The 12,532-nt window shown below is 63.4% G+C and carries 14 protein-coding genes and 1 riboswitch; of the genes, 6 read left to right on the forward strand and 8 right to left on the reverse strand.

Features of this window, described 5'->3' with window-relative positions; genetic code table 11:
- The first annotated feature begins 3 nt into the window (after positions 1-3).
- Positions 4-318 (forward strand): hypothetical protein, encoded by a 315-nt coding sequence (locus tag HMPREF2760_RS05280; protein WP_070521026.1) that lies wholly within the window; start codon positions 4-6, stop codon positions 316-318.
- Here HMPREF2760_RS05280 and HMPREF2760_RS05285 read toward each other — a convergent pair.
- From HMPREF2760_RS05285 to hemL, 7 genes are all read right to left on the reverse strand, one after another.
- Positions 315-572 (reverse strand): helix-turn-helix domain-containing protein, encoded by a 258-nt coding sequence (locus HMPREF2760_RS05285; RefSeq protein WP_070533927.1) that lies wholly within the window; start codon positions 570-572, stop codon positions 315-317. The two genes, HMPREF2760_RS05280 and HMPREF2760_RS05285, sit on opposite strands and share 4 nt — an antisense overlap.
- The gene (gene ccsB, locus HMPREF2760_RS05290; RefSeq protein WP_070562576.1) at positions 573-1,589 is read right to left on the reverse strand and encodes a c-type cytochrome biogenesis protein CcsB; all 1,017 of its coding nucleotides are present in this window, start codon (positions 1,587-1,589) and stop codon (positions 573-575) included. It lies immediately after the preceding gene.
- Positions 1,590-1,730: 141 nt separating this feature from the next.
- A complete protein-coding gene (locus HMPREF2760_RS05295) occupies positions 1,731-3,362 on the reverse strand; it encodes a cytochrome c biogenesis protein ResB (RefSeq protein WP_070562573.1) in 1,632 nt (543 codons plus the stop codon).
- A gap of 12 nt (positions 3,363-3,374) precedes the next feature.
- Complete coding sequence (locus tag HMPREF2760_RS05300) at positions 3,375-4,181, reverse strand: cytochrome c biogenesis CcdA family protein (protein WP_070561619.1); 807 nt, start codon at positions 4,179-4,181, stop codon at positions 3,375-3,377.
- On the reverse strand, positions 4,178-4,783 hold the full coding sequence (locus tag HMPREF2760_RS05305) for a TlpA disulfide reductase family protein (RefSeq protein ID WP_070596769.1): 606 nt from the start codon (positions 4,781-4,783) through the stop codon (positions 4,178-4,180). The genes HMPREF2760_RS05300 and HMPREF2760_RS05305 overlap by 4 nt, the downstream gene beginning before the upstream one ends.
- On the reverse strand, positions 4,783-5,391 hold the full coding sequence (locus tag HMPREF2760_RS05310) for a histidine phosphatase family protein (RefSeq protein WP_070596770.1): 609 nt from the start codon (positions 5,389-5,391) through the stop codon (positions 4,783-4,785). Before HMPREF2760_RS05310 ends, HMPREF2760_RS05305 begins: the two co-directional genes overlap by 1 nt.
- A gap of 31 nt (positions 5,392-5,422) precedes the next feature.
- Complete coding sequence (gene hemL, locus HMPREF2760_RS05315; protein ID WP_070521048.1) at positions 5,423-6,757, reverse strand: glutamate-1-semialdehyde 2,1-aminomutase; 1,335 nt, start codon at positions 6,755-6,757, stop codon at positions 5,423-5,425.
- 202 nt (positions 6,758-6,959) lie between these two features.
- Here hemL and HMPREF2760_RS05320 point away from each other — a divergent pair, with 202 nt between their 5' ends.
- The 4 genes from HMPREF2760_RS05320 (at position 6,960) to HMPREF2760_RS05335 (ending at position 11,236) form a co-directional block, all read left to right on the forward strand.
- Positions 6,960-7,439 (forward strand): hypothetical protein, encoded by a 480-nt coding sequence (locus HMPREF2760_RS05320; protein WP_070596771.1) that lies wholly within the window; start codon positions 6,960-6,962, stop codon positions 7,437-7,439.
- A gap of 223 nt (positions 7,440-7,662) precedes the next feature.
- A complete protein-coding gene (locus HMPREF2760_RS05325) occupies positions 7,663-9,273 on the forward strand; it encodes a permuted SH3 domain-containing protein (protein WP_070596772.1) in 1,611 nt (536 codons plus the stop codon).
- The gene (locus HMPREF2760_RS05330) at positions 9,270-9,944 is read left to right on the forward strand and encodes an ABC transporter ATP-binding protein (RefSeq protein WP_070596773.1); all 675 of its coding nucleotides are present in this window, start codon (positions 9,270-9,272) and stop codon (positions 9,942-9,944) included. The genes HMPREF2760_RS05325 and HMPREF2760_RS05330 overlap by 4 nt, the downstream gene beginning before the upstream one ends.
- Entirely contained in the window at positions 9,941-11,236 is a 1,296-nt protein-coding gene (locus HMPREF2760_RS05335) for an ABC transporter permease (RefSeq protein ID WP_070596774.1), read from the forward strand. The genes HMPREF2760_RS05330 and HMPREF2760_RS05335 overlap by 4 nt, the downstream gene beginning before the upstream one ends.
- 33 nt (positions 11,237-11,269) lie before the next feature.
- Here HMPREF2760_RS05335 and HMPREF2760_RS05340 read toward each other — a convergent pair whose 3' ends face one another.
- Entirely contained in the window at positions 11,270-11,584 is a 315-nt protein-coding gene (locus HMPREF2760_RS05340) for a DMT family transporter (protein WP_046647795.1), read from the reverse strand.
- An 11-nt stretch (positions 11,585-11,595) separates the two neighbouring features.
- A riboswitch (guanidine-III (ykkC-III) riboswitch) is annotated at positions 11,596-11,666 on the reverse strand.
- A 25-nt stretch (positions 11,667-11,691) separates the two neighbouring features.
- On the opposite strand from HMPREF2760_RS05340, the gene HMPREF2760_RS05345 reads away from it, so the two are divergent.
- Positions 11,692-12,531 (forward strand): NAD(P)-dependent oxidoreductase, encoded by an 840-nt coding sequence (locus tag HMPREF2760_RS05345; RefSeq protein WP_070596775.1) that lies wholly within the window; start codon positions 11,692-11,694, stop codon positions 12,529-12,531.
- Position 12,532: the final 1 nt, after the last annotated feature.

Below are 12,532 nucleotides of genomic sequence, written 5' to 3' on the forward strand. Positions count from 1 at the left end.
CGCATGGGTCGATTGATACTACTACTCTTGTTTGTCCTCGCGGCAGTCCTCGTCTGGAAGGCTTTTGGTCCGTCGAGTTGGAATAAGAAGGTGCAGCAGGCGCAGCAGCCGCAGCGCCCGGCAATCAAGGGCCCCGATGATGACGAGGAATTCCTGTGGAACCTAGAGAAGCAGCGCTTCAAGGAGCGCCGCGCCAAGGAGCGGGAGGCCCAGCGCAAAGAGGAAGAACGCCGGCGGCGCTCACAGGGGCAGCAGGAGCCCAAGGCCCCCGAGGACAAGGACATTGAAGGCAAAGACTCTAAGGGGAAAGAAGCCTAGTCCTTCGGCACGAAGGTCATCTCGAGGCCGAGGGCCTCGGCCACCGCAACGACCTTTTCCCAGCGCACGCCAGAGCCACCGTGCTCAATAGTATGCAGCGTGGAGCGCGAAATCCCGGCCTTCCCAGCCAGGTCCTGTTGCAGGATGCCCAGCTCGCGACGGCGCTGCGCAAAGCCCTCACCAAGGGCGATGAGCTGAGGGTTATCGCCCGCCGGTTTGCCGGGCTTGTGCCGCGGCTTATGGATATCCGCCATTTAGTTCAGCCCCGCGTAGGAGTGCAGGCCGGAAACAACCATGTTGATGAAGAACAGGTTGAACACCATGAGCAGCATCGCCGCGATGTTGATGTACGGCGCGGCCTTGCGGAAGGCCGGAGTCGCACGAGCGTGCAGGTAGGCCGCGTAGAGTATCCAGGTGGCGAAGGACACGGTCTCCTTCGGGTCCCAACCCCAGTAGCGGCCCCACGCGGACTCGGCCCAAATAGCACCCAGCACGATGCCCAGGCCCAAGGTCGGCAGCGCCACTACGCCCAAGCGGTAGGCCAGGCGGTCCAGCTTCTTAGCTGAAGGAAGCGGGCGGGCAAGCGCGCCGAAGAAACCGGACTCGCCTCGCTTCGGCTGGAACTCACGCAGCACGCTGAGCAAAGAAGCGATACCGGAGACCACGCCGATGGATGCGCCCAGCGAAACCACGGTGACGTGGATGGGCAGCCAGTGTGACTGGAGTGCCGGAACCACCGGAGCGGATTCCGCATAGAGCTTGGTGGAGCCATAGAACATCAGCGCCAGGATTGGCGTGAGCAGCCACGGCCACAGGGTGCGCCACTCCTTGCGCTGCATGGCGATGGTCGCCACCACCATCGCGCCGGCGGTCACCATGAGCATGTACTCGTAGAGATTGCCAAATGGGAAGCGGCCGGTAGCCAAACCACGCAGCACGATGGCCGCCAGGTGCAGGGCGATGCCCAGCCACAGCAGCATCTGCGTCATGCCGCCGAGCTTGTCGGCGTTCTCCTGCTTCTTCGCCAAATCATCGTCTGCGGTGCTGGACGCTGGGGGGACGTCGCCAAGCACGGCGCCATCTGCCGAGGCTCCCACGGTGGCGAGCTCACGCTGCTGCGGTGCAGCTGCGGTGCGGGCGCGCATGGCCTCAATGATGCTCTGCATCCGGCCGTAGTACACCAGGGACAACACCAAGGCGAGTGCATAAACGACGAACGCGGTTTGCACCGCGATGTCTGAGAAGTTGGACAGATTCTGATCAACCTGCATGAGTGGGAAACCTTGCCTTCACAATCGTGCCTACCCCGTGCGCCACGCACGAGGCTGCATGAACGGAGAGATTTATGGTGCCCATAAGGCTACCCCCTTTTCCCAGCTGTATCCAACTTTTGAAGGATACGGTCCGCGCCTTTAGTCGGCGGAGTAGAGTTCGTCCTCCTCCACGTCATCGGGATCCGGCAATTCCAAAAGCTCGCGGTGCAGCTTGTGGAACTCCTCGGACCAGCCCGCGCGGTCGGTGCGGGCAAGCCCGCCCATCTCGATATCGGTGCCGCCGTTGGCACCCGGGCGGATGCGTACCCAGACGCGGCGGCGCTTGATCACCAGCGAGCCGACCAGGGATACCAGCATGACCAGCGCGGACACCAGAACCCAGCTTTGGAAGGGGTCATAAGAAACCTGGTAGTTCGCAAACTCGGAGGCACCGTCGAAGGTGACCTTGGTGCCGTCGTCCAGCGTGACCGATTCACCCTGGGTCAGGTTGACGCGGTCGATCTTTTGCAGCTGCCCCGAGTGGACCAGGCTGGAATCGAGGGAGAAGAAGGACTGCGGCTTGCCCGTGTCCAGGCCGGCATCGCCGCGGTAGATATCGATAGCCACCGCCGGATCCAGCATCGCCGGGTAGGAAGATTGCAAGAGCTTACCGTTCTCACCGGACCACTCGGCGGTCGGGGCGAACAGGCCCTGGATGGCGATCTGGTTCTGGCGGCGCTCAAACAGGTCCGGGTACATGCCCGACGGCGGATCGAAACGCATCACGCCCGAGGAGAGGAAGAACGTGGTGTCATTGGGCTGGAACTGGATGGTCTGCGTGCGCTTTTCGCCGTTGGGCCACTCCACCGTCATCGTCGGCGCAAAACCATGGCCCTGCAGGTAGACGCGGTTGTTATCAATGCGCAGCGGGTGGTTGACCTGCAGCTGATAGTCCTCCCAGGTCTCCGGGTCCGTGAAGATATCATCGCCAGCGGCATAGGACACATCGGAGGTGAACATCTCCGCCTGGCCATTAGGCAGGTAGTCCGCGGTGAAGTCGTGGGCCTTAAAACAGAAGGGGTGGAGACCGGTGCCGTCGAAAAGCGGGCCGGCGCGGAAGGAGTCATAGACGGAGGTTGAGGTATTACAGAACTCCGTGGACTGCGGCTGCTCTTGGGTCTGACCCTGGGAGTTCTTCTCCGTCACCACGATGACCTGGCCCTCATAATGCACCAGGCGCCCGGCTGCCATGGTGAGCAGGATGGCCACGAGCGCGATGTGGAAGATGAGGTTACACAGCTCGCGGGCATAGCCGCGCTCCGCCGAGAAGGACTGAGCACCCGCGCGGTCCTTCTCCGGGGAAACCTCGCTCACGCGCCACTTCTTCAGCATCGCCTTGGTGGCCGCGGCGATCTCCTCCGGGGATTTCTCCGAGTGCCCGGTGGCGTTGAGCGGCATCTTTTCCAGGTACTTCGGCGCGCGCGTCGGCGGTGTGCGGTAGGCCTTGTAGTGATCCCAGGAGCGCGGGATGATGCAGCCCACCAGAGAAATCATGAGCAGGACGTAGATGGCCTGGAACCAGACGGAGGAGAAGACGTCGAAAAGCTGCAGCTTGTCGTAGATTTCCGCAACCTTGCCGTTGGTCTCAATGAAGTCATTGACGTTGGATTCATTGAGCGAGCGCTGCGGCAAAAGTGATCCGGGGATGGCGGCGATGGCCAGCAGGAAGAGCAGCGCCAGCGCGGTGCGCATGCTGGTCAACCAGTGCCAGGCCTTGCGGATATATCTCACGAAAATTCTCCTTTAGAGCAGCCTCGCGCCATAGGACACGGTCCACTGGCGGATGGCGTTGATGAAATCTCCCCAGAGCCCGGTCAGCAGAGCCAGGCCGACGAGGATCATGGCGATGCCGCCAACGATCTGGATGGCGCGGGAGTGCTTGCGCATCCAGGACACGGTGCGCATGGCCTTGGCGGAGCCGAGTGCCACGAGCAGGAAGGGCAGGCCCAGCCCCAGGCAGTAGCCGATGATCAGGATCGTGCCGCGCAGCGCGGTGGTTCCTTCGGTGCCTGTAGAAACGGACAGGATGGCGGCCAGCGTGGGGCCCAGGCACGGGGTCCAGCCCAGGGCGAAAACCCCGCCAAGCAGGGGCGCGCCCAGCCACGTGGTCCAGCGCCGCGGCGCCATGCGGGTGTCCTTTTGCAACACCGGCACCACGCCCATGAACACGATGCCCATGAGGATGGTGATGACGCCGCCGGCGCGCATGAGGGTATCCGCGTTGAGTGTGAGCGCCGAAATGGCGCCGAAAACCGACACGGTGGCCAGCACAAACACAACGGTAAAGCCCAGCACAAAGAGTGCGGCGGCACCGACCACGGCCCAACGCCGGTGCTTGCCGACGCCCACCCCCAGCTCCTCGTCATAACTGACCTCACCGCCCACCACGGAGGCGAGGTAGGAGATATAACCCGGAACCAGTGGAACCACACATGGCGAGGCAAAGGAGACTAACCCGGCCACAGCGGCGGCGAGCACTCCGAGAAGGAGTGGGCCCGACACGGCGGCATCGGCAAAGCTTTGTCCCACGCCGTCAGCGGCAAGGATCACTGTTCTTTCTCCAGTTCGTCGACGACCTCGAGGACATCCTTCTCCGTAATCTCGGTCAGGAAGACCGCGGCGGGGCGGTGCTGCTTATCCAGAACGATGGTGGTGGGCACCACGGAGGTAGGCACGCCGCCAAGAGCCGCGGCCGTCTTGAAGGGCGGATCGTAGATGGAGGGGTACTCTAGGCCGTTATCGGCCATGAAGTCCCGGGAAATCTCCGGGTTGAAGTCCTTGACGTTAATGCCCAGCACGGTGCCGACCTTGCGCTTTTGCAGCTCCGCGTGGATGGCCTGGAGGTCATCCGATTCGGAGCGGCACGGCGCGCACCATTGACCCCAGGAGTTGAGGACGACGATCTGGTCCTGAAAATCCGAGAGCTTGATCGTCGTGGACTCATCCCGCAGGTCCTCGCCGGAGAAATCCTTGAGCGGCTTGCGGTCTTCCTCCGCATAGCGGATGGTGGTCTGCCCGCCGGGCGAGATGAACTCGAAGGTGCCGCCGGAAGCCACGGCGTTCTGCGCGTTTTCCTCGCTTTGCGAGCAGCCAGCCAAGGCAAACACAGCAAGGACACCGGCCGCGGCGGCGCGGATAGTTCTGCGTCCCATTAGATGTCCTGCGCCGGTTCGGAGTAGAAGATATCGATGATCTCGCGGTCACGGTAGACCAGCGAAGTCACCGAAGCCAGCGCGCACATGCGGTCCCACGGCGCGTGGGCCAGGCGCTTGCCCAACACGGTGCGCTGCACCATGACGATGGGCAGCTGATGGGAAACCACGATGGCCTCGTGTCCCTCGGCCTTGGCGCGGGCGCGCTCGGCGGCGTCCATCATGCGCGCGGCGATCTCCTCGAAAGGCTCGCCCCACGAGGGCTCAAGCGGATTGACCATGAGCGGCCAGCGCTGCGGATTCCACAGCTGCGAATTCCAGCCCTTGGTGCGCAAGCCCTCGAAGCGGTTGCCGGACTCGATGACGCCCTTGTCGACGTCCACCTCCAAGCCCGTCACCTGCGCAATCGGCAGCGCGGTTTCCTGCGCGCGCTGCAGCGGCGAGGCCGCCAGGTAGGTCACGTCATGGCCTTCGAAGGCTTTCGCTGTGCGTGCGGCCATGGAATGCCCACGGGAGGACAAGTGATAGCCCGGGATGCGTCCGTAAAGGATCTTATCCGGGTTATAAACCTCGCCGTGGCGGACGAAGTGGACGATGGTGGTGGACATATACCTGTGTCTATCCCCTCAAATGGTTGGTTTACTGCGGGCGCTGCGCGCTGGCGGCGGCCTGGGCGGCAGGCTTGAGAGCTGCCTCGATTACCTCAAAATCATTGTCCGTGAGCGCATCAGACACAAACCAGGTCTCGAAGGCTGACGGCGGAACGTACACGCCGCCCTCCAGCAGTGCGTGGAAGAAGGGTGCGAAGCGCCAGGTATCGGCCGCCTGCATATCGGCGAAGTTGCGGCCCTGGCCCTCGGCGAAGCGGATGGAGAACATCGTCTCCGCGCGCTGGATGTGGTGTGCCACTCCGGCGGCATCAAGTGCCGCCGTTATCAGGCTGGTCAGGCAGTCCGCGTTGGCCTGCAGGCGCGGGTACAACTCTTCGTTGGCCAGCTCCAGAGAGGCCAGACCGGAGGCCATCGCCACCGGGTTACCGGACAGCGTGCCCGCCTGGTAGACAGGGCCGGCGGGGGCGAGGGAAGCCATGACGTCGGCGCGGCCGCCGAAGGCAGCTGCCGGCAGGCCACCGGAGACCACCTTGCCGAAGGTCACCAGGTCACCCGCTACCCCATCGACGCCGAACCAGCCCTTGTAGGAGGTGCGGAAACCGGTCATGACCTCGTCGAGGATGAGCAGGGCGCCGTCGGCATGCGCGATCTCCTTGAGTGCCGCGTTGAAGCCCTCCTCCGGGGCCACGGTGCCCATGTTGCCCGCCGCGGCTTCGGCGATGATGCAGGCGATCTCTCCCGGGTGCGCGGCGAAGGCCTCGCGGACGGCGTCGAGATCGTTGTACGGGACGACGATGGTGTCCGCGGCCGAGGCACCCGTGACGCCCGGGGAATCCGGCAGCGCGAAGGTGGCCACGCCGGAGCCAGCCGACGCCAACAGCGCATCCACGTGGCCGTGGTAGCAGCCCTCAAACTTCAGGACCTTGGCGCGGCCGGTGAAACCGCGGGCCAGCCGCACGGCGGACATGGTGGCCTCGGTACCGGAGTTGACCAGGCGTACCTGCTCCACGGCTGTGCGCTTGACGATGTGCTCCGCCAGCAGCGTCTCGCCCTCGGTGGGTGCGCCGAAGGAGAGGCCGTCGGCAGCCGCCTTCTGGACTGCCTCCACGATGGCCGGGTGGGCGTTGCCGTGGATCATCGGGCCATAAGAGCTGACCAGGTCGACGTACTCGTTGCCGTCGATGTCCCAGAGGCGGGAGCCCTCGCCACGGGCGATAACGCGGGCTTGGCCACCCACGGATCCGAAGGCGCGGACCGGGGAATTCACGCCACCCGGGGTGACCTTCGTGGCGCGCTCGAACCACTCGGCGGACTGGGACGTATTCTGCTGATTTCGCTGGCTGGAGTTAGGCATAGCCCACATTGTATCGGTTTTAGCCCTATACAAAAGTTTGAGTCCCCTTGTGTCCTTCCGTCTTCCCTCCACTGCCTCCTAAGCGGCAGCAATCGCTCGCGCTGCGCGCCCGCTACTGTGGCGCTATGCTGGCAGCACACTGTTGATTCTGCCTTTCCTTATTTAAGCGCTGGGGTGCGCTGTGGAAAGGCACTACTTAAGGGGGATTCCCATGGCATCGCGCCGTTTTCTTGTCATTCTTGCCTGCCTTCCGCTGTCTGCCTGCGCTGCCACGCACGCAGAAACTACTCCGCGAACCGAACCCAGCCCTACCACCTCGGCCCAACCAACGTCCTGGCAGCCGAATGCCCTGCCCCAGCCGGTCAACCGCTTCGGCGACACCACCTCCATTGCTCCCGCCCCAGCTGAACCAGAACCGGTAACCGAGGCACCAGCGCCCATACCCACGACCATCGAGACCCCAGCACCACAGGTAGAAACCGTCACCGTCCGCGCGCCAGCGCCCGCACCTGCACCAGCACCCCGTCCGGCCCCACCGCAGCGGCCCAGGCCCAAGCTGGAACTGCCCGAGCCCCCGCGGGTGCCCACGTCCATCCCCATCCCGCCAGAAGTCCAAGCCGGCCTCGACCACATACCGACGCTTCCCCCGCTGCCGCGCGCGGAGGATATACGCATCGATGTGCCCTTCTAAAAGGCCGATGCCAAGTACGTTTCGATCAAATAGTGGCAGAAAACCGCCCATTTTCGGCCCCTTAGTTGATCGAAACGTCACCAGTCCTCATGGCCCCACACCAACTAAGGGTAGACCCTGATCTACCTCCTATATTCCCCCGCTGTACATGACAGGAAGCATAGCCGAGAGTTAAGCTGAACCCGATTTTCAATGACGGCGTTTACCTGACAGTAAGGGACTCATGAACAAGAAAGCTCTCGGCATCACCGCCGGCGCTATCGCTGCGGTTCTCCTCGCAGGCGGTGGTGGAATGTACGCACTGACCAGCGGCTCCTCCGACATTCAGCTCACCGCAACCGATGTCACGACAACCACCAAGGAAGACCTCATCAGTTCCGTCTCCGCCACCGGCACCGTCTCCGCCGAGCGCGAGCTCTCGCTGACAACCTCGCTGACCGGACCCATCCAGTCCCTGGACGCGAAGGTGGGTGACCGCGTCGAGGCCCAGCAGCTCCTCGGCCGCATGGACACCACGGAAACCGAGCGCGAGCTCGAAGCCCAGCGCACCTCTCAAGAGGCAGGCAAGCTCGAGGCGGTCCACCAGATCGAGGACGCCCAGCTTCAGCTGCGCCAGCTTCAAGATTCCCTCGACCAGGGCCTCAACCCGGAGGTCAATAGCGCCCAGTCCGCAGTGAACTCGGCGCAGACCGAGTACGCCGAGGCGCAGCGCAAGCTCGACGATGCCCTCGCCACCAAGGGCGACCGCCCCGAGGTTGCCGAAGCCCGCGCGGCCGTCGAGCAGGCGCGCTCCGGGGTGCGCGATGCCGAGTCCAAGTCCTTCCAGTCCGCGCTGGCCTCCATCGGCACCGCCACCGAGGACCCTTCCGGCATCAACACCGCCAGCGCTTTCTTAAGCTACCTCGATTCCGATGAAGCCGTGCAAGACTCCGAGCGCCAATTGAAGGAATCCGAGGAATCCTATGGCCGCCTCCTCCGCGGCATCGACCGCGAGCTCGGCGAACAGCAGCGCGCCACCGCCGCTTCCTACCAAGCCGTCTCCGATGCCGAGCGCGCACTGCAGGCCAGCAACCTGGCCATCGAACACCAAATCGCCTCCCAGTCCCAAGCGGTGAACCATGCGGTGGAGACGGCGGCGTCGGCAAGCGCCAGCAACGCCAAGGAGAATGGGCCTCTGGAGTACACGCTCTCCCAGGCCGACCTGCGCTCCCCACTGGCTGGCGTTGTCACCTCCGTCAGCGGTGAAGCCGGCATGCCCGCCGAAGGCCCCATCCTCACGGTGGCGGATGATTCCTCGCTGTTGGTGAAGTCCACGGTCAAGGAGGGTGATATCGCCCGCATCAAGGTCGGCGACGAAGTCACGTTCACCTCGCCTTCTAGCCCCGGCAAGGAGTACAAAGGCAAGGTCACCTTCATCTCCCCCACGGCCGAACAACCTGAGGTAGAAGCCGGTGCAGGTGGCGGCTCCGGCAAACCATCTGGTTCCACCAAGCCTGAGTTCCCCGTGCACATCCGCGTCGATGGCAACCGCGAGGGCCTGCGCCTTGGTTCCACCACGAAGGTGAAGATCATTACGGAGAAGGACAAGAACGCCATCACCGTGCCGCTCTCCGCCATCTATGAAGAAGGTGGCAAGAAGAACGTCCTGGTCATCGACAACGGAACGATCCAGGCGCGCGAGGTGAAGATCGCAAGTGAATCTGATTTCTCCGCCGCCATCGCCTCCGGCCTCAAGGAAGGCGAGACCGTCATCAGCCAGGCGGATACGCACAAGGACATGGTCGGCATGTCCGCCTCCGTCGATGGTTCCGATGATGCGGAAGAGAACGCATGAGCCGCCTCATTGAGATGCGGGGAATTGTCAAACGCTTCGACGAGGGCCTCGACAGCGAGCTGACCGTCATCCCCGGCCTCGACTTCAACGTGGAGGAGGGCGAGTTCGTGGCCGTCGTGGGCCAGTCCGGCTCCGGCAAGTCAACGCTCATGAACATCATCGGCTTGCTCGACCGCCCCACCGCCGGCGAGTACCAGCTGGCTGGGGTGGATGCGCTGGCGCTTGGCGACGACAAACTAGCCTCCTTCCGCGGCCAAAAAATCGGTTTCATCTTCCAGAATTTCAACCTGATCGGCCGCATGTCCGCGCTGAAGAACGTGGAGATGCCCATGGTCTATGCGGGTGTTTCGGCTCACGAGCGCACCCAGCGCGCAGAGAACCTTTTGGAGATGGTCGGCATGGCCGACCGCATGAACCACCTGCCCAATGAGCTCTCCGGTGGTCAAAAGCAGCGCGTGGCCGTGGCCCGCGCACTGGCCAACCAGCCGGATATTCTGCTGGCGGACGAGCCCACCGGCGCGCTGGATTCGCAGACCGGCCGCATGGTCATGGATCTCTTCCACGAGCTGCACCGCACTCATGGAAAGACCATTTTGTTCATTACCCACAACCCGGAATTGGCTGATGAATGCAGCCGCACCGTCACGATGAAGGACGGGGTGTTGTCATGAATTTCGCTGAATCCACAAAGATGGCGCTGACCAGCCTGCGCACCAACAAGATGCGCTCGGCGTTGACTCTCTTGGGCGTCATCATCGGCATCGCCGCGGTCATCGCCATCGTCACGCTCGGCCACTCCTTGCAGTCCTCCGTGCAGAAGGACTTGGACAAGGTCGGCGCGAACAACTTCACCGTCCAGGTCAAGGAGCGTCCTGAGGAGGGCGAAGAAGAAGAGGCTGATGATCCTTTCATGGGCGGTGGCTTCGTCGAAGACGAGTCCTCCATGCTCACCCCTGACATGCTGGACCGCGCCAAGGAGGTCTTGGGAGATCAGATCGCCGGCATCAATATCGGCGAATACAGCTCTTATTCCGGCACCCTCGTGGTCGAGGGCGAATCCGGGGAGGAGACCGCCAACCTCCTAATCCGCCCCACCAACCCGGACTATGTCTCAGGCTCGTCCTATTCCATCGTGGCCGGGCGCTTCCTCAGCGAAGACGATATCGATTCCAGCCGGGCAGTGACCATGCTGGATAAGGAAACCGCTACCAAGCTTTTCGGTGCTCCTGAAGATGCCATTGGCCAATACGTGAGCTTTGAAAGCCAAGAGGCCTCCCCGCTCGAGCTCGCCGTCATCGGTGTTTTTGAGGAACCGCAAACCGGACCTCTGGTGGGCGGTGGCCCCAGCCAAACCGCCTTCGTTCCTTACCCGCTGGAGGCCGAGTTCTCCGATTCCCCCGGTGCCGGCACCGCGTTCAGCGAGGTCACCGTTCGCGGCAACCCGGACTTGGACAAGGCCGCGGTGGCTAGCAACCTGCAGCGCGTCTTCGATAGCTACTACAAAGACAACCCCGACTACATGGTCAAGGTGTCTGACTTCAGCGATGACCTCGCGTCCCTGAACCAGATCTTCACCACGATGAGCCTGGTGCTCGCGGCCATCGGCGGCATCTCGCTGCTCGTCGGAGGCATCGGCGTGATGAACATTATGCTCATCACCGTCACGGAGCGCACCCGTGAGATTGGCATCCGCAAGGCGCTTGGCGCACGCCGCCGCGATATCCGCATCCAGTTCATCACGGAGGCCATCGTGGTCTGCCTCATCGGCGGTCTCATCGGCATCGCCATCGGCACCGCCGCCGGCATGGCGGGCGCGGCCGCCATCGGCTCACTCGTAGCGCCGCCACTGTGGGCAGTCATCCTCTCGCTGCTCTTCTCACTGGCTATTGGCCTTTTCTTTGGCTACTACCCCGCGGGCAAGGCCGCGAAGCTGGACCCGATTGAGGCACTGCGCTACGAATAAGTGTCGCGTCGTCGTTTCAAACGACGGCGCCCCCTAGTGCACCACCTTCAGCCCCACGATCCCACCAATGATCATGGCGAGGAAGAGCACCTTCCATACCGTGGCCGCCTCATGCCCGGCGGCGAAGGAGTAAATGACGGTGACCACCGCGCCCACGCCGGCCCACACCGCGTAGGCGGTGCCTACGGGGATGGACTTCATGGCCCAGCCCAACCCGCCCATCGAAATGGCACAGGCAACGAAAAAGACCACCGAGGGCCACAGGCGGCTAAAGCCCTCCGACTTATCCAGCGCCGCTGCCCACACAGCTTCGAAGGCACCGGAGAAAATCAACACAAACCACGACATGGCCAGCCCTTTCTGGCCGTCTTGTCGCGTCACCGGGTACGGCTCCCTCGTCCGGGGCTCGCATAAATCGCGGCGAGCCTGCCCACAATAATGGCACACTGGGCGGCATGAAGATTGCATTCCTAGGTACTGGCCGCATGGGCACTGAGCTCGCCCGACACCTCCTCAAGAACCATGAGCTCACCGTTTGGAACCGCACCGCGGAGCGCGCGCAACCGCTGGTTGAGTCCGGCGCTACCCTCGCCGATTCCCCCACCGCCGCCGTGGAGGGCGCAGAGGTCATCATTACCTCGCTCTTTGGCCCCGATGACATCCGTGAGCAAGTCATTGACGCCAACCTCATCCCGGACGGCGTGACCTGGATCGATACCACGACCGTCTCCCCCGATGCCGCCCGCGAATTCGCCGCCGCGGTCGACTCTTATGTCCACGCGCCCGTCGTCGGTTCGCTGGGCCCGGCGCGCGAAGGCAAGCTCGGTGTTTACGTGGGCACGCCTGACGACGACCGCCGCGAGCTCGCCATGACCATCGCCGAGCCGTGGGCCGATGAGAACAAGCTCATCGGCGTGGAGTCCGCCGCCACCGCGGCGATTGGCAAGCTCCTGGCCAACCTGGCCCTCGCCGTTACCGCGGAGGGCGTGCTGGAAGCACTGCACCTCGGCGAGTCCGAGGGCCTCGATTCCGAGGTCATCCTCGAGATGCTCGACATCACCGGCCTGGCCTTCATGAAGAACATGAAGGGCCCGTTCATCACCGGCGAGCGCAACACCACTCCGGGTGATTTCACCGTGGATGCCCTGTGCAAGGACACCAAGCTCATGGAGATGACCGCCAACAAGCCGCTGCCTGCAGTGGCCGCCGCCATCGAGCGCTTTGAGGAACAGCAGGCCATGGGCCACGGCGACCAGGACTTCTCCTCCATCTTCGTCTTCCGCAACAAGGGCTAGC

This window comes from Corynebacterium sp. HMSC065D07 (assembly GCF_001810695.1).
Lineage (GTDB): Bacteria > Actinomycetota > Actinomycetes > Mycobacteriales > Mycobacteriaceae > Corynebacterium > Corynebacterium hesseae.